Source organism: Pseudomonas sp. RP-B7, assembly GCF_059803535.1.
The window spans coordinates 1-15,933 of the sequence record NZ_JAPFHC010000042.1 but is presented as its reverse complement, the minus strand read 5'-3'; the positions used below and the strand labels follow the sequence as shown (position 1 = coordinate 15,933).

At 63.0% G+C, this 15,933-nt stretch carries 13 protein-coding genes; 8 read left to right on the top strand and 5 right to left on the bottom strand.

Translation table 11 applies throughout. The annotated features are described in order from the left end of the window. Positions 1-6 precede the first annotated feature (6 nt). The 5 genes from OPU96_RS26195 to OPU96_RS26175 are packed head-to-tail and all read left to right on the top strand — an operon-like array spanning position 7 to position 6,235. A complete protein-coding gene (locus OPU96_RS26195; RefSeq protein ID WP_498559967.1) occupies positions 7-1,224 on the top strand; it encodes a glycosyltransferase family 4 protein in 1,218 nt (405 codons plus the stop codon). Then, complete coding sequence (locus OPU96_RS26190; protein WP_498559966.1) at positions 1,215-2,318, top strand: glycosyltransferase family 4 protein; 1,104 nt, start codon at positions 1,215-1,217, stop codon at positions 2,316-2,318. The genes OPU96_RS26195 and OPU96_RS26190 overlap by 10 nt, the downstream gene beginning before the upstream one ends. Further along, positions 2,315-3,748 (top strand): O-antigen ligase family protein, encoded by a 1,434-nt coding sequence (locus OPU96_RS26185; protein WP_498559965.1) that lies wholly within the window; start codon positions 2,315-2,317, stop codon positions 3,746-3,748. Before OPU96_RS26190 ends, OPU96_RS26185 begins: the two co-directional genes overlap by 4 nt. Then, entirely contained in the window at positions 3,748-5,157 is a 1,410-nt protein-coding gene (locus OPU96_RS26180; protein WP_498559964.1) for a lipid II flippase MurJ, read from the top strand. Before OPU96_RS26185 ends, OPU96_RS26180 begins: the two co-directional genes overlap by 1 nt. Before the next feature lie 22 nt (positions 5,158-5,179). Next, complete coding sequence (locus OPU96_RS26175; protein WP_498559963.1) at positions 5,180-6,235, top strand: acyltransferase family protein; 1,056 nt, start codon at positions 5,180-5,182, stop codon at positions 6,233-6,235. Positions 6,236-6,292: 57 nt separating this feature from the next. Here the strand turns inward: OPU96_RS26175 and OPU96_RS26170 are convergent, their stop codons facing one another. The 3 genes from OPU96_RS26170 to OPU96_RS26160 all read right to left on the bottom strand — a co-directional run bounded on the left by OPU96_RS26170 (position 6,293) and on the right by OPU96_RS26160 (position 10,089). Further along, complete coding sequence (locus OPU96_RS26170; RefSeq protein WP_226456175.1) at positions 6,293-6,868, bottom strand: DUF4174 domain-containing protein; 576 nt, start codon at positions 6,866-6,868, stop codon at positions 6,293-6,295. 165 nt (positions 6,869-7,033) lie between these two features. Continuing rightward, positions 7,034-7,666, bottom strand: coding sequence for a glutathione S-transferase N-terminal domain-containing protein (locus OPU96_RS26165; RefSeq protein WP_192300294.1), 633 nt, complete (start codon positions 7,664-7,666; stop codon positions 7,034-7,036). 65 nt (positions 7,667-7,731) lie between these two features. After that, positions 7,732-10,089, bottom strand: a complete 2,358-nt coding sequence (locus OPU96_RS26160; protein ID WP_305392363.1) for a DNA polymerase II — start codon at positions 10,087-10,089, stop codon at positions 7,732-7,734. 181 nt (positions 10,090-10,270) lie between these two features. Between OPU96_RS26160 and OPU96_RS26155 the strand changes: the two genes are divergently transcribed. Continuing rightward, positions 10,271-12,496 (top strand): TonB-dependent receptor, encoded by a 2,226-nt coding sequence (locus OPU96_RS26155; protein WP_498559962.1) that lies wholly within the window; start codon positions 10,271-10,273, stop codon positions 12,494-12,496. 135 nt (positions 12,497-12,631) lie between these two features. On the opposite strand, the gene OPU96_RS26150 is transcribed toward OPU96_RS26155, so the two are convergent. After that, the gene (locus OPU96_RS26150) at positions 12,632-13,090 is read right to left on the bottom strand and encodes an SRPBCC family protein (RefSeq protein WP_498559961.1); all 459 of its coding nucleotides are present in this window, start codon (positions 13,088-13,090) and stop codon (positions 12,632-12,634) included. Positions 13,091-13,385: 295 nt separating this feature from the next. Between OPU96_RS26150 and OPU96_RS26145 the strand changes: the two genes are divergently transcribed. Beyond that, positions 13,386-13,787: a GFA family protein gene (locus OPU96_RS26145; protein WP_192300290.1), complete on the top strand. Its 402-nt coding sequence runs from the start codon at positions 13,386-13,388 to the stop codon at positions 13,785-13,787. A gap of 1 nt (position 13,788) precedes the next feature. On the opposite strand, the gene mrdA is transcribed toward OPU96_RS26145, so the two are convergent. Next, complete coding sequence (gene mrdA / locus OPU96_RS26140) at positions 13,789-15,681, bottom strand: penicillin-binding protein 2 (RefSeq protein WP_192300289.1); 1,893 nt, start codon at positions 15,679-15,681, stop codon at positions 13,789-13,791. A gap of 69 nt (positions 15,682-15,750) precedes the next feature. Here mrdA and OPU96_RS26135 point away from each other — a divergent pair. Then, the coding region (locus OPU96_RS26135) for a hypothetical protein (RefSeq protein WP_498559960.1) at positions 15,751-15,933 on the top strand (183 nt) is incomplete at its 3' end.

Here is a 15,933-nt window from a genome sequence, read left to right as displayed (position 1 = left end):
GTGACCATGCGTATTTTATGGATCCTGCCCTACTCGCCCTGGCCCGCCACCAGCGGTGGCAAGACGCGCCAGTTCCACCTGCTGCGCAGCCTCGCGGCGCGTGGGCACCAGATCACGCTGTTGCTGCATGACAAGCACCCGGTGGCAGCGGCCGATCGCGCGGTGCTCGAAGCCTTCCTGGAACAGCTGATCGTGCTGCCGCGTCGCCCGCTGCGCAGCGTCAAGACCCTGGTCGCCGGGCTGCTCGCACCCTATCCGCTGCTGGCCAGCGTGAATGGTCTGTCGGGGCAATTGCAGGACACTTTCGAGTGGCTGCTGGGCGAACAGTGGGACGTGGTGCAGATCGAACACAGCTACACCTTCCAGCCCTACGAAAGCGCACTGGCGCGCAAGGCCCAGCCGTTCGTGCTGACCGAGCACAACGTCGAATCCGCCCTTGGCGCCGCCACCTACGACCGCCTGCCGCGTTGGGCGCTGCCGTTCATTCGCTATGATCAGTGGCGCTATGCGCGCTGGGAACGCCGGGTGATGCGCCAGGCCACTCAAGTGCTCGCCGTGACCGACAGCGATGCCCAAGTCCTCGAAACCATCGCCGGCAAACCGGTGCCGGTGGTGGTCAATGGCGTGGATTGCGACCACTTCGCCCGGGCCCATCCCGACCCGTCGGCGCGCCGTGTGCTGTTCCTCGGCAACTATGAATACGCACCGAATGTGGACGCCATCGAGTGGGCCCTGGATGAAATCCTGCCCAAGGTCTGGGCGCGTTGCCCCGATGTGCGCATGAGCGTGTGCGGCTTTGGCATGCCCGGCAGTTGGCGCACGCGCTGGCCGGACCCGCGCATCGAATGGCAAGGCTTCGTGCCGGACCTGCTGGCGTTGCAATCGAGCAGTTCGGTGTTCCTCGCGCCGTTGCGCCATGGCGGCGGTTCCAAGCTCAAGGTGCTCGAAGCCCTGGCCGCCGGCCTGCCGTTGGCAAGCACCGCGCAAGGTGTGTCGGGCCTGGACCTGGTGGAGGGCCTGGACTACCTCGGCGGCCAAAGCGCGTCCGCCCTGGCGGATGCCGTGGTGCGCCTGCTGCAATTTCCCGAAGCGGCCGCGCCCATGGGGGAATCCGGACGTGCGTATGTGCGCCGGGCCCATGACTGGAGCGTCGCCGCCAGCCAATTGGAGCAGGTGTACGCCAGCCTCGTGCCGCTCAAACGCAAGGAGCCCACATGCGTATAGGCCTGGACTACCGCACCGTCGGCACCTCGCCGCAATCGGGGATCAGCCGCCAGGTGTATGCCCTGGAAACCGCCCTGCGCGCCTTGCCGCAGATCGAACTGGAGCGCTTCACCGTGGCGCCCCTGGGTGACGCCAGCCGCTTGCAGGCCCACTGCCCAAGCTGGGGCTGCGCGAAAACCGCGATGCACCAACCGCACAATCGCCTGCGCTTCGAGGCCGGTTTTTTGCCGCGTGCACTGCGCGAGCAACACATCGACCTGTACATCAGCACCTTCAACATGGGCCTGCCGCTGCCGCCCAAACCCAAGGGCCTGCGCACGGTGGTGCTGTTGCACGACTTGTTCCAGATCACTTTGGACAACTACCACGCCAACCGCCTGAAGGCGCTGATCTACAAGACCAGCGATCGGTTGTCGATTGCCTGGGCAGTGCGCAGTGCCGACCGGGTGTGGACACCGTCGCAGTACAGCGCCGATGAGACCGCGCGTTTGTTTCCCGAGGCAAAGGCCAAGATTCGTGTGCTGCCCAATCAGGTCGATGGGTTCGCCGGGCTGCCCGCAGACCTCAGCGCACGCCAACTGCCCAAGGATTACTGGTTGCTGGTGGGCACTCGGGAGTTGCGCAAAAACGTGCCGTTTTGGGTCGACGCCTGGCAACGGGCGCGACGCCAATCCCCAGCCGTGCCGGAGTTGGTGCTGGTCGGCAGCCTCGAGCATTTGCCCGTGGCCCAACGCAGCTTGCCGGGTATTCGCGCACTGAGTGGCGTGTCGGATGCCGAATTGCACGCGCTGTACCGCCAGGCCTCGCGCTTGTGGCAACCGTCGTATGCCGAAGGCTTCGGCTTGCCGGTGATCGAGGCCCTGAGCGTCGGCACGCCGGTGGCCGTGGCCAGCGGTACGTCGCTGGATGAAATCACCCCGCCGTCGGCGCCGCGTTTTTCGCCCACCGATGGCCCGGCGTTGGTGCAATTGATGCTGGACCTGGCGCAGCGCCCCGCCGAAGACGCGCCGGAGCAATGCCGCCAATGGGCCGAACGCTATAACCCCGGCGCCTATCGTCGGCGCCTGGCTGAATTGATCGAGGAGCTTCAATGAGAGTAAGCCTGCCAAGCCTCGTCCCGGTGTTCTTTGGTGCGCTGTTCGGCGCCCTGGCGTTGTTGCTGTCCCCGGCCAAGGCATTTGTCGCGGTGCTGGGCCTGGCGGGCGCATTGACGATCCTGCGCTTTCCGCTCTGGGGTCTGTTGCTGTTTGCGGTGGCGGCGACGTTCATGCCGTACTCAACGGTCAACCTGGGCATCCGCACCACCGTCAGCGAAGCGATCCTGGCGCTGACCTGGGGCGCGGTGCTGTGGCAACGCTTTCTGTCGCGGCTGCCCGACTCGCCGCGTTTCTCGCAGCGCCCCACCGACCAGATGCTGCTGTGGCTGATGCTGTTCAGCGTATTGCCGTTTATCGTCGGCCAGGTCATCACCCACGCCGAGAGCAGCGGCCTGGCCAACTGGCTGCGCTGGTTGCTGAACCTGTCGGGGGTGTTTCTCGCGGCCAAGTTGCTGGTGGAGCAAAAGCACCGCGAATCCCTGGTGATCGCCCTGCTGCTGGGCACCTTGGCGATGCTGTTGCTGTCGATCGGAGTATTCGTGCGCACCCGCTCGGGGGCCGGGATTGCGCCGATCCTGGGGCTGTTCAACTACGCCAACTTCGACACGCTGAAGTTCGGCCTGGAGGCCATGTCCTCGCGCATGGGCTCGCCGTGGACGCACCCGAATGCCATCGGCGGGATCATGGCGCTGCTGCTGCCGCTGGCATTCTGCTACGGCATGACCGAACAAGGCTGGAAGCGCGGCCTGGGCCTGAGCGTGGCGTGCCTGGGCGCGGCAGCGCTGTTGTTGGCCAGCAGCCGTGGCGCGATGGTCAGCCTGGCGCTGGTGCTGCTGTGGATGGCCACGCGTCGCGTGCCATACACCGGGCGTTTGCTGATGATCGGCGCGGCCTTGACCGTGGCGCTGGTGATTGCGTACCCACCGTTGCAGGACCGCCTGGCAACGATTTTCTCGTCGAGCAACGCCAGTACCGAAGTACGCGTGGATGAATATCGCCTGTTCCCGCAGGCGGTGGCCGCGTATCCCCTGGGCATTGGCTTCAAGGTCGACCCGCCGGTGCCGGGCACACATCTGTTGGGGATCTCCAACCTGTGGCTGAACTACGTCTACAAGGTCGGCATTGTCGGCATGCTGCTGTTTGTCGCGGTGACCGTGCGCTGGTGGCGTGAAGCGCGCCCGGAAAAAGGCCCGATCCGCCTGACCAAGGACAACGCCCTGTGGCTGGGCACCACGGCGGGGATTCTGTCGGCGCTGGTCAGCGGCTTGTTTGACCACTACTTCAGCTTTGCGGTGGTGATGGTGGCGTTGTTCTGGCTGATGGTGGGGATCAACGTGCTGGAGGCGCGGCGGCTGTTTCCGGCGCGGCTGCCGCAGGTCAAACGCGTGGCGGCACACGCGCCTGTGCTCAACGGCGTACGTCCCTGATGTTCGGCTCCGCCGCCTGGCTGACCGTGGCGACGTTGCTCGGCTTGTGCCTGGGCTTTGCGCGCGAATGGCTGCTGGTGGCGGCCTGGGGCGCGGGCGAGCGCAGTGATGCGTTCCTGATTGCGTTGTTCTTGCCCGAAGCCTTGCGCATGTCGCTGGCCGGTGGCGTGCTGAGCGCCGCCGCGCTGCCGCTGTACTTGCAACGAGACGACCGCGGGCGGCTGGACTGGCTGGCAGTGATGTTTGCAGCCTTGCTGCTGATCGCACTGGTGACCAGCCTGTTGCTGACCTCGTTGGCGCCGTGGCTGGTGCAACTGCTCGGCCCCGGGTTGGCGGCAAGTGCCACGGCGTTGGCGGGTAGCAACCTGCAAGTCGTCGCGTGGTGCGTGCCGGGTTTACTGCTGCATGCGCTGTTCAGCATTCCATTGCAGGCGGGCGAGCGCTTTGTGCTGGCGGGCCTGGGCTCGCTGCTGTTCAACTTGCCGCCGGTGACCTACCTCGCCCTGGCAGGCACCGCCACGCAACCGCACACCCTGGCCCTGGCCTGCCTCGCCGGCAGCCTGTTGATGCCGCTGGCGCTGCTGCCGTCGATCTGGCGCCAGGGCTGGCGGCCGTGGCGCTGGCAGCTGGCGCTGGCGCCGTTGCGCGAGCTGGGCCAGCGCATCGGCCCGCTGCTGTTGAGCAATGCTGCCAGCCAGGGCTTGGCGTTGATCGAACGGTTGGTGGCGTCGCTGCTGGGCGAAGGCGCGGTGACCTGGGTCAACCTCGCACGCAAACTGATGAACCTGCCGCTGATTGCGCTGATGAGCCTCAACCAGGTGCTGTTGGGCATGATGAGCCGCCGTCAGGGCGATGCGCGCCTGGCGCTGCTCAAGCGCGGCCTGGAAACCGCCAGCGTGCTGACCCTGCCCGCCGGTGTCGGGCTGGTGGCCGCCGCGCCGAGCCTGGTGGCGTTGCTGCTGCCCAAGCAATCGGCGGATTCGCCGTTGCCCTTGTTGTTGGCCTGGTTTGCCGTGCCCTTGGTGTTCGGCGCCTGGAACGCCTTGCTGGCGCGTTACGCCTACGCCGCCGGTGACACGCGCCAGCCGTTGCGTTGCGAGTTGCTCGGAAGCCTGGTCAACGTACTGTTGCTCGGCGCGCTGCCGTTTGTCTTCGGCCTGGCGGGCATTGCGCTGGCCGCACTGGCCGGGGTGATCTGCACTGCGTTGCTGCTGATGCAACGCCAGTCCTTGCTCACTGCCCTGCCCTGGGCACAGCAATGGCTGTTGAGCGCGCTGTTGATGGGGCTGGCGGCGCTGTGGCTGTTTGGCATTGAAGACGTCTGGCGGCAACTGGCGCTGAGTACCCTGGCCGGCGCGCTGGTGTTGCTGGGAATGGGGCTGTGGCTGAAGCCGTGGCGCAAGGCATGAACGATTGTTCAGGAGTGATCAGGTGAAACATCGCTGGATTCAAATGGATATTGCCAAAGGCATCGGCATCCTGGTGATCGTGTATGCCCACAGCTGGTTTGTGGCCACGTCCCTGGACCTGATGTACCCGATCCTGGCGTCGTTCATTCTGCCGCTGTTCTTCTTTTTGTCTGGCGTGCTGTTCAAGCCGGAACAGCCCTTTGTCGAGATGGCCGTGCGCAAGGCCGACGGCCTGCTCAAGCCGTTTTTCTTCACCATGCTGGTGTACGTGGTCGTGCGCGATGTGCTGCGCGGGCAACCGCTACTGGCGGATGTCGGCGGCGTGCTATACGCCTCGGTGGACACCATCCCGTGGCAGGCGCTGTGGTTTTTGCCGCATTTCTGGGTGGTGATTCTGTTCAGTTGGTGCGTGCTGCGTTTGATCCAACGCCTGCCGTTGGCGCTGAGTTGCGTGCTGACCGGACTGATTTTGGTGGTGGGCACCTGGATACTGCCGTGGTTCTGGCAACTGCCGGTGACCGTCGGCGGACACACCTGGGTGCTGCCGGGTTTGCCCTTCAGCCTGGACGTCACGCTGATCAGCAGCGCGTGTTTCATCCTCGGCTACCTGCTGCGGGACTGGCTGCGCCGGCATGAGGGGTCACTGCTGACCCTGGTGATATCGGCGGCGCTATTTGCGGCGGTGTTTCTCTGGCGCGGCGACACCATGGACCTGGCGCAACGGCGCTATGACCACTGGTTGTGGACCAGCCTGCTGGCATTGATCGGGGTTTACCTGTGCTGGGCGCTGGCGCGAGTGCTCATGGTGTCGAGCGTGTTGACGCGGGCGATGACCTACATTGGTCAGTCCACGTTGATCCTGTTGATCTTCCATGGCGAGATCCAGCACAAGACCGTCGACTTGATGGAACGCCTGGGGCTGCATGCGTTTGTGGCGGCGAGTATCGGGTTGGTGGTGGCGGTGGTGGCGCCGTTGTTGATCGGGGAAGTGATCAAGCGGGTGGCGTTTCTGCGGTTTTTCTACTTTCCGTTGCCGGTGCGCAAGAAAATTGAAACGCCAACTCCAGCACGCAGTTGAACCCAAATGTGGGAGCGGGCTTGCGTGGGAGCCGGTGGGTCCGGCTCCTGGCGTGGGTCAATCGTCCAGTTGTTGCGGGGCGGGCTTGCTGCCGGCCTTGGTCGGTTTGGCGCCCTTGGCCGGGGCCGGTGCAGCCGGTTCGGGTTCTGCGGCGGCGGCGGCTTCTTTTTCGGCCATGGGCATCTGGTCGATGGTGCTGAAGAATTCCTTGAGGTCGAGGGTATCCGGCGGCACGGTCTTCTCGAGTTTCTTCTCGCCGTCCTTGCCCACCAGGATCACCTTGGTGCCGCTGCCAGCGCCGAGCTTGAGGGCACGGATCAATGCGTTGGTTTCCGGTGGCGTGAGCTTCTTGTTGTCTTTGGCGTCCTTGGCGAACTTTTCCCCTTCGGCGCCGATGCTGCCGAATTTCACGGTGTAGAGCACCATGCTGCGCTCTTCAAACGCCTGCTTGGTGGCCGCTTCGTCGAGTTGTTTCTTGAGCGTCGCCAGGGTGGCATTACCCGAATCCAGCTCTACCACCACCAGCGGGCGGGCTTTGCCCAAATCCTGCTTGAGTGGGTTGGTATCATCAGCGGCCAACAGCGGCCCCGTAAAAGCCATCAAGGTAGCCAGGGTCAGCGACCGGATGAGCATGCGCACCTCCTTCTAGTTCCATGCAGGGTTCTTGAGTTTCATGTCTGCGACAGTCAAATTCAAGGATGATTCCTACACCGCTGCAAGAAAGCGTAGGTCAGCACGCCCGCTACGCAAGGGGTTGAGACGCTTTTGCGGTGATTGTTTCCACTGATTGCGGAAACATCATGAGACCTTCCAATCCGGCCAATGCCGCGCAAATACGGGGGCGACGATAGGGTCGGCGTCCACCTGCACCAGGCTTTGGGCAAAACCCGGGGCCAGGCCGTGCAATGCCTCCCGCGACTCATCCCAGCGCGACACCGCCGCCGCCATCAGGCCCAGTGCATTCGGCGTGTCGTTGGGGGCAAACAACTGCCCGGCAAACTGATCGGCAAACACCACCCAGGCCTGATGCAGGTAGCGCCGGGTGCCGGTGACCAATTGCGCCTGCACGGTTTCATTGACATTGCCGAGCCAGCGTTGCGGGTAGTCGATGATGCCGATGGCCGAGTAGCAGTTGGCGGCGATGTACACCAGCCCGCGGATGATCTGCGCGCGGTTGCCGGCCAACAGTTCGGACGCGGGAAATTCCAGGCCGAGGTGGATCAGGATCGCCGCGCTTTCGGTCAGCACCTGGCCATCGGGGGTGAGCAACGTGGGCACCTGCTTGAGCGGGTTGATGCGCGCCAGCTCATCGCTTCCCTCACCGATGGCCCATGAGGCCGCATCGATCCGTCGCCACGGCACCGCGCACCGCTGCAGGGCGATTTCGATCATGCAGGAGCCGGACTCGTCGATGCCGTAGAGCGTGTACATGGGCTTGCTTCCTATTGCCAAACTGAGCCCAAGATTGCGGGCCTTCGCCGTATCGAATCAAGCGTTTAAAACAGGCCCATCTGCCCACCGACCAGGGTGCTGAAATCGTCGTTGACGAACGGCAGGATAGCATCGGCCACCGGCTGCAATTGACGGGTGACGTAGTGGTCGTAGTCGATGGGCGCCTGGCTGACTTCCAAAGGCTGCGGACCGTTGACGCTGATTACGTAGCTGATCCAGCCACCGCGCTGGTACTGGCGCGGGCGGCCGAGGCGGTCGTTGTAGTCGTCAGCCAGGCGCGCAGCGCGTACGTGGGGTGGCACGTTGCGTTCGTAGTCGTCGAGCGGGCGACGCAGGCGTTTGCGGTAGATCAGCAGCTCGTCGAATTCGCCGCTGAGGGTGCGCTGCACGTAGTCGCGGATGTAATCCTGATGCGGCAGGCGGTGGAAGATGCGCTGATAGAGTTCCTGCTGGAACTGGCGGGCCAGGGGCGACCAGTCGCTGCGCACGGTTTCCAGGCCTTTGTAGACCATTTCCTCGCTGCCGTCGCTGCGCGTCACCAGGCCGGCGTAACGTTTTTTGCTGCCCTCCTCCGCACCGCGAATGGTCGGCATGAGGAAGCGGCTGAAGTGGGTTTCGTACTGCAGTTCCAGCGCACTTTGCAGACCGAATTCGCTGCGCAGATGCTCGCGCCACCAGTCGTTGACGTGCTGCACCAACGCCTGGCCGATGCGGCTGGCGTCGTCCTGGGAATGGGCGCTGCCGAGCCAGACGAAGGTGGAGTCGGTGTCGCCGTAGATCACCTCATAACCCTGGGCTTCGACCAGGGCGCGGGTCTGGCGCATGATCTGGTGGCCGCGCATCGTGATGGAGGACGCCAGCCGTGTATCGAAGAAGCGGCAACCACTGGAGCCGAGCACGCCGTAGAAGGCGTTCATGATGATTTTCAGGGCCTGGGACAGCGGCGCGTTGTGTTCGCGCTTAGCCTCTTCGCGGCCCTCGGACACCCGCGCGACGATGGCCGGCAAGCAGTGCCGGGTACGCGAGAAGCGGGCGCCGCGAAAGCCTTCCACGGACAGGTTGTCGTCGGGGTACTTGAGGCCTTCGATCAGGCCCACCGGGTCGATCAGGAAGCTGCGGATGATCGATGGGTAGAGGCTTTTGTAGTCGAGCACCAGCACCGATTCGTAAAGACCGGGACGCGAGTCCATCACGAAACCGCCGGGGCTGGCCTGGGGCGGTTTGTCGCCCAGGTTCGGCGCGACGAAGCCCTGGCGGTGCATCAGCGGCATGTACAGGTGGGTGAACGCGGCGACCGAGCCGCCGTTGCGATCCGCCGGCAGGCCGGTGACGCTGGCGCGTTCGAGCAGGAACGTGAGCAGTTCGGTCTTGGCGAAGATCCGCGTGACCAACTCGCAGTCCTTGAGGTTGTAGCGCGCCAGGGCGGGCTTGTCCTCGGCGAACATACGGTTGATTTCGTCCATGCGCTGGTACGGCGTGGAGATGTCCTTGCCTTCGCCGAGCAGGGTTTGCGCGACGTTTTCCAGGCTGAAGGATTCGAAACTCCAAGTGGCCGAACGCAGGCCTTCGATACCGTCAATGATCAAGCGCCCTGCCGCTGCCGCGAAGTAGTGGTTGCGGCTGCCGTGTTCGCGCCAGGTCATGGCTTCGCCGCCACGACCGAGCAGCAGCGGTACGTTGAGGCGTTGGGCGTGTTCTTGGAGCACGCGCAGGTCGAACTGCACCACATTCCAGCCGATGATCGCGTCGGGGTCATGGATGGCGATCCATTGGTTGAGACGTTCGAGCAGTTGGGCGCGGGTGTCGCAGTAGTCGAGCTTGAAGTCCACCGCGGTGGTTTTGTTCGGCGGGCCGAGCATGTACACCTGGCGCTCGCCGCAGCCTTCGAGGGCGATGGAGTAGAGATCGCCCTTGGCGGTGGTCTCGATGTCGAGTGACACCAGTTTCAGCGGCGGGCGGTAGTCGGGCGCAGGTTTCATCTGCGCATCGGATAGCACGCCGGTGGCGTCGGGCGTACCGCCGAACCACACCGGCGCGGTGATGAAGCGCTCCATCATGTAGCGCTCGGGCGGGCGAACGTCGCCTTCGTAGACGTCGACACCGGCGGCGCGCAGGCGTTTTTCCAGGTCCATCGCCTGGCGGTGCTGGCGGGTGTAGAGGCCCAGCACCGGGCGGTGATGGAAATCGCACAGTTGCAGTGGGCGCAGTTCGATCTCGCGCTCGCCCTTGAGCAGCCAGTCGAGCGGCTTGCGATGGGCTTCGGGGATGAACATCACCGAGGTCTGCACAGGGAGGCGGACGAGCCTGGGGCCCTGGTCGGTGGCCAGCCAGAAGCTGACCTCCGTACCCGCCGGGGTGTCGCGCCAATGCCGGGTCAGGACAAAACCCTGCTGTAAGTCCACCGTACCGCACCTCAGGAATCGCTTTCAGGGCGTGATTCTACTCGGCATCTCGCGCACGCAGACCGCGGAAGTAAATATTTGTTGCGTGACGCTAATAACAATTACTATCATTTGCGTTGGAGTCGTATCCGCGCAGTGAGGACGCGCAACGTTTGTTGCCCTTTTCCTCACTGGATCGACCATGCCCTTCCCTATTCCGTTTCGCCCGACCCTGCTCGCCCTGTGCTGTTCCCTGAGCGTCACCGCTCACGCTGCCACCCCCATCCCCCCGCAGGATGCAAACAACCGTCAGGACGGCGACACGCTGGAATTGGGCGCCACCAACATCAACGCTGACGCGCCGACGCCAGGCGCCCTGCCCGCGGTGTATGCCGGCGGCCAAGTGGCGCGTGGCGGCCAGTTGGGGGTGCTGGGCAACCAGGACATCATGGATGTGCCGTTCAGCATGTCCTCTTACACCGAGAAACTGATCCGCGACCAGCAGGCCGAAACCGTCGGCGATGTGCTGCTCAACGACTCGTCCGTGCGCCAGGCGTCAGGCTATGCGAACCAGGCGCAGACGTTCATGATTCGTGGCCTGCCCCTGAACGGTGACGATATTTCCTATAACGGCCTCTACGGCATCCTGCCACGCCAGATCATCTCCACCGACGCCCTGGAACGGGTTGAAGTGTTCAAGGGCCCGAACGCCTTCATCAACGGCGTGAGCCCCACCGGCTCGGGGATCGGTGGCGGCGTGAACCTGCAACCCAAACGCGCCGATGATCTGCCGTTGCGTCGTTTCAGCACCGATGTCAGCAGCGACGGCCGGGTGGGCGAGCACTTGGATATTGGCCAGCGCTTTGGTGAAGACCATCAGTTTGGCGCACGGGTGAACCTGTCCCAGCGTGAAGGCGACACTGGCATCGATGATGAAAACCAGCGCTCGAAACTGTTTGCGGTCGGCCTGGACTACCGTGGCGATGCATTGCGGTTGTCCGGTGACTTTGTGTATCAGAAACAGCACATCAATGGTGGTCGCAATTCGGTCTTCACGGGCACCGCCACCCACATCCCGGATGCGCCTTCGGCACACACCAATTACGCGCCGAGCTGGAGCAGTACCAACCTTGAAGACACCCTGGGCATGCTGCGCGCCGAGTACGACCTGAACGACAACTGGACCGCGTACGCGGCGGGCGGGGTCAAGCACAGCCGTGAAATGGGGCGCTACTCATCGGTGACCCTGACCGACAACCTCGGCAATGCCACTGCCAGCGGTTCGACCATCGCCCACGAAGAAGACAACAGTAGCCTGATGAGCGGCCTGAACGGCAAGTTCCAGACCGGCGCGGTCAGCCATCGCCTCAACTTCGGCCTGGCCGGGATCTGGACCCAGGTGCGCAACGCCTATGTGTTCGCCAGCGGCAAGACCACGACCAATATCTACAACCCGGTGACCGGCGCACCACCGGCCCTGAACAACCCACGCAACACGCCAGGCACCGACTTCAGCGACCCGCAAATCACCGCCAAGACCTTCGTGCGCAGCGCGGCCGTTTCCGACACCGTTGGCTTCTTCGATGACCGCCTGCTGGTGACCGTCGGCGCACGTCGCCAGCAGATGGTGGTGCAGGGCTACAACTACATGAGCGGTAGCCGCACGGCCAACTATGACGAGTCGATCACCACGCCGGTCTACGGCCTGGTGTTCAAGCCGTGGGAGCATGTGTCGGTGTACGCCAACCGCATCGAGGGCCTCGCACAGGGCCCGACGTCACCGCTCAAGGTCGGTCCCCGGACGGTCATCGGCGGCGGGCAGGCCTATGCGCCGGCGCGTTCCAAGCAGATCGAAGCGGGCGTCAAGGTGGACATGGGCAGCTATGGTGCGACGCTGGGTGTGTACCGTATCGAACAACCTGGGGCCGGTTACTCCGAAATCGTCGATGCCGACACTGCGCGCTACGTGCGCGAGGGCCTGCAAATCAACAAGGGCGTGGAACTCAATGTGTTCGGCGAACCGCTTAGCGGCTTGCGTCTGCTCGGCGGCGTGACGCTGATGAAGACCGAGCTCAAGGACACGGAAAAAGGCGCCAACGATGGCAACCGTGCGATCGGCGTGCCTTCGTTCCAATTCAACGCCGGGGTGGACTGGGACGTACCGGGCCTGCAAGGCGTGAGCCTCAACGGGCGCATGCTGCGTACTGGTGGGCAGTACGCCGACGCGGCCAACACCTTGAGCCTGCCGGCGTGGAACCGCTTTGATGTGGGCGCGCGCTACAACTTCAAGGTGGCGCAACGTGATGTGACGCTCGGTGCGACCGTGGAGAACGTTGCCAACGCGAAGTACTGGGAGTCGGCGCAGGGTGGTTTCCTGAGTCAGGGCGATCCGCGTGTGGCCAAGTTATCTGCTTCGGTGGATTTCTAGTTCATTTGTGTAGTGAGCGGGCTTGCCCGCGCTGGGTGGCGAAGCCGCCCCAAATCCGGACATCTCGGTTTACTTGAAACACCGCGGTGTCCCGTTTGGGGTGGCTTCGCCACCCAGCGCGGGCAAGCCCGCTCACTACAGAGCAGTGGTGTAGGTTTCGATATTGGCCATTTGTTCGTCCCAGCCACGGGAGTTCATCTTGAAGGCTTTCTGGCGGCGGGATTCGGGGATGGCGTCGAAACCGGATTCAACTACTCGCAGCAGGATGCCAGGGGCGCGGTCTTCGAGGGTGAACTCCACGAGGGTTGGGGTTTCCTGTTCATAGTCGACCCCCTCCTCTACCGCGAATGGATGCCACCGGAACGAGAACAGGGTTTGCGGCTGAATGCGTTCGATCCTGGCCTTCCACACCACGTGTTCATAACCGGGGTAGGTAATCGGTGCTTCGATGGTTTGCCCGGCCACAAAGGTTTTGCCCTTGAGGGCGATGCCAAACCAGCTGCCGAATTGCTCGGCGTCGGTCAATGCGTCCCAGACCTGTTTGCGTGATGCGTTGAGCAGGACTTTTCGTTCAATTCGATCTAACACGTGCATAAGTCACCTCCTGCATTGACAGTAGGCGACATCAACCAATGCGCAACCCTTTCGGTCGCGCAGTGGTGTTGCTACTTATCTCAGGATTTCCATTTGGCATTGATCGTTCCATGGTGCGGCTCCCGTGGCGCCCGTCCCACAGACGGATACTCGTCCACCAGATAACTGCCCAACGGGTTCGCAAGGTGGACGGAGCAAAACTGATCCAGGTTTAAGGGCAATGATGTGTATCTACGTGATGCGCCGGGTAGCTGTAAACGGTAGATTGTCCCTCTTCTCCCTGAGGTGACGCTCTATGACTCAACAACTCCATGGAAGTTGTTTCTGCAAGGCCGTGCGGTATGAACTGGACAGCCTGGATATGCCCATCAGCCACTGCCATTGCCAAAGCTGTCGCAAGGTCCACGCTGCGGCGTTCGTTTCGACAGCGGGCGTGATGCGCGAGCACTTTCGTTGGACCCAGGGCGAAGCGCTGTTATCGTCGTATGAATCTTCGCCGGGGAAGCTCAGGCATTTCTGCTCGCGCTGCGGCTCACATCTGATCGCAGAACGTCCGCATCAACCCCACGTGATTGTGCGTGTGGCAACGCTGGATGATGATCCGGGGGTCACGCCGAGCTCACACATCTGGACCGCCCACGATGTGCCGTGGCTGGCACATGAGGGCGTCGAGCAGTGGGCCGAATGGAAGGCGTGATTTAAACGTGCGGGTCACCTGGGGCTTTGGCCGGCGTCGCATATTGCGGCTTGAGGTGGCCTTCCTGGTCGAGTAACCAGGCATCCATGATCTGGCGCACCACAGGACCGGCAACCCGTCCGCCGGCCTCACCGTTTTCGATCATCACCGAGATCACGATTTTCGGGTGTTCGGCTGGCGCAAAGCCGACGAACAAGGCGTTGTCGCGGTGACGCTCCAAGGTCTTGTTGCGGTCGTAGCGTTCGCCCTGCTTGATCGCGACCACCTGCGCCGTACCACTCTTGCCAGCAATCCGGTATTGCGCGCCTTGCGCTGCGGCGCGAGCGATGCCGCGCGGGTCGTGCATCACCAATTGCATGCCGTGGTTGACTTGTTCCCAGTCACGCGGGTCCTTGAGCACCACATTAGGCATAGGATTTTCGTCCACCGGCGGAACGCCGTTGATGGTTTTGGCCAGGTGTGGACGGTTCCACACACCTTTGTTGGCGATCAACGCGGTGGCTTGGGCCAGTTGCAGCGGGGTGACCTGCATGTAGCCCTGGCCGATGCCGAGGATCACGGTCTCGCCGGGGAACCAGGGTTGGCGGCGTGTTGCGCGCTTCCAGGCCTGGGATGGCATCAGCCCGGCTGACTCTTCAAACATGTCGAGGGAGACTTTCTGGCCGAGGCCGAACTCGGCCAGGTAATCATGCAGCCGGTCGATGCCGAGCTTGTGGGCCAGGTCATAGAAGTAGGTGTCGTTGGAACGCATGATGGCCGCGTCCATGTCTACCCAGCCATCGCCGCTGTGGTTCCAGTTGCGGTATTTGTGGTCGAAGTCGGGCAGTTGGTAGTAGCCGGGGTCAAACACGCGGGTCTGGGCGGTAACTACACCGCTGTCGAGACCGGCGATGGCGACTTCGGGCTTGATGGTCGAGCCTGGCGCGTAGAGGCCGCGCAGTACGCGGTTGAACAGCGGACGGTCGATGGAGTCGTGCAGCGCCGCGTATTCCTTGAAGCTGATGCCGGTGACGAACATGTTCGGGTCAAAGCTGGGCTTGCTGACCATGGCCAACACCTCGCCGGTCTGCGGGTCGAGGGCCACCACCGAACCGCGACGGTCGCCCAGGGCTTCCTCGGCAGCTTCCTGGAGGTGGACGTCGAGGCTGAGGACGATGTTTTTGCCGGGGACCGGATCGGTATGCTTGAGCACGCGCAGTACGCGGCCTTGAGCGTTGGTCTCGACCTCTTCGTAACCTACGTGACCATGCAATTCGGATTCGTAGAAGCGCTCGATGCCGGTCTTGCCAATGGACTGGGTGCCGCGGTACTCAACCGAATCGAGGGCCTTGGACTCCTTTTCGTTGATCCGACCGACGTAGCCAATGGAATGGGCGAAGTGTGCACCCAACGGGTAGTGACGCACGAACTGTGGCTCGACATCCACGCCAGGCAGGCGGAACTCGTTTACGGCCAGCACGGCGATTTGCTCTTCGGTCAACTCGTAGAACAATGTCACGGGAACGAACGGGTGCCGGGCTTGCTTGAGCGCCTTATCGAACACGGCACGGTCTTCGGCAGGCAGGTGCAGCAGGTTCACGATCGCGTCCAACTCGCCCTTGAGATCAGCGGTGCGTTCGCGGGTGATCGTCAGGTTATAGCTGGGCCGGTTGTCGGCCAGTACCACGCCGTTGCGGTCATAGATCAAGCCACGGGTTGGAGTGATCGGCAGGACGTGAACGCGGTTGTTTTCAGAAATCGTGGAGTGGTAGTCGAACTGCACGACTTGCAGGAAGTACATGCGGCCCACCAGGGCGCACGTGATGCCAATCACCAACAGCGCGCAGGCAAGCAGGCGCTTGTTGACCAAGCGGTTCTCGTTTTCGTGATCTTTGATGGGTATCGGTTCAGGCATTTCTACAGCATCTCGTTGAAGAAGGTCGACGCCGCGTCCTGCGGGTGAAAGATCAGTCCTTGTGAAAATGTGCTGCACCATACCAAAAATGCGGAAACACTTTGCATCGATTTCCCCAACGGCATGTTATTTGGCGCCTGGGGAGGCGAGATTGTTTCTTCGCACTTTTCGACCGCCAAAACAAAACCCCATCTGCTTTCGCAAATGGGGTTTCGGAATTTAATCTTGACGATGACCTACTCTCACATGGGG

What these genes read in the sequence shown, in the direction of transcription:
- OPU96_RS26155 (WP_498559962.1), top strand. Translation starts at nt 10,271, where the DNA reads ATGCCCTTCCCTATTCCGTTTCGCCCGACCCTGCTCGCCCTGTGCTGT.
- OPU96_RS26150 (WP_498559961.1), bottom strand. Translation starts at nt 13,090, where the DNA reads ATGCACGTGTTAGATCGAATTGAACGAAAAGTCCTGCTCAACGCATCA.
- OPU96_RS26170 (WP_226456175.1), bottom strand. Translation starts at nt 6,868, where the DNA reads ATGCTCATCCGGTCGCTGACCCTGGCTACCTTGATGGCTTTTACGGGG.
- mrdA (WP_192300289.1), bottom strand. Translation starts at nt 15,681, where the DNA reads ATGCCTGAACCGATACCCATCAAAGATCACGAAAACGAGAACCGCTTG.
- OPU96_RS26180 (WP_498559964.1), top strand. Translation starts at nt 3,748, where the DNA reads ATGTTCGGCTCCGCCGCCTGGCTGACCGTGGCGACGTTGCTCGGCTTG.
- OPU96_RS26190 (WP_498559966.1), top strand. Translation starts at nt 1,215, where the DNA reads ATGCGTATAGGCCTGGACTACCGCACCGTCGGCACCTCGCCGCAATCG.
- OPU96_RS26145 (WP_192300290.1), top strand. Translation starts at nt 13,386, where the DNA reads ATGACTCAACAACTCCATGGAAGTTGTTTCTGCAAGGCCGTGCGGTAT.
- OPU96_RS26185 (WP_498559965.1), top strand. Translation starts at nt 2,315, where the DNA reads ATGAGAGTAAGCCTGCCAAGCCTCGTCCCGGTGTTCTTTGGTGCGCTG.
- OPU96_RS26195 (WP_498559967.1), top strand. Translation starts at nt 7, where the DNA reads ATGCGTATTTTATGGATCCTGCCCTACTCGCCCTGGCCCGCCACCAGC.
- OPU96_RS26165 (WP_192300294.1), bottom strand. Translation starts at nt 7,666, where the DNA reads ATGTACACGCTCTACGGCATCGACGAGTCCGGCTCCTGCATGATCGAA.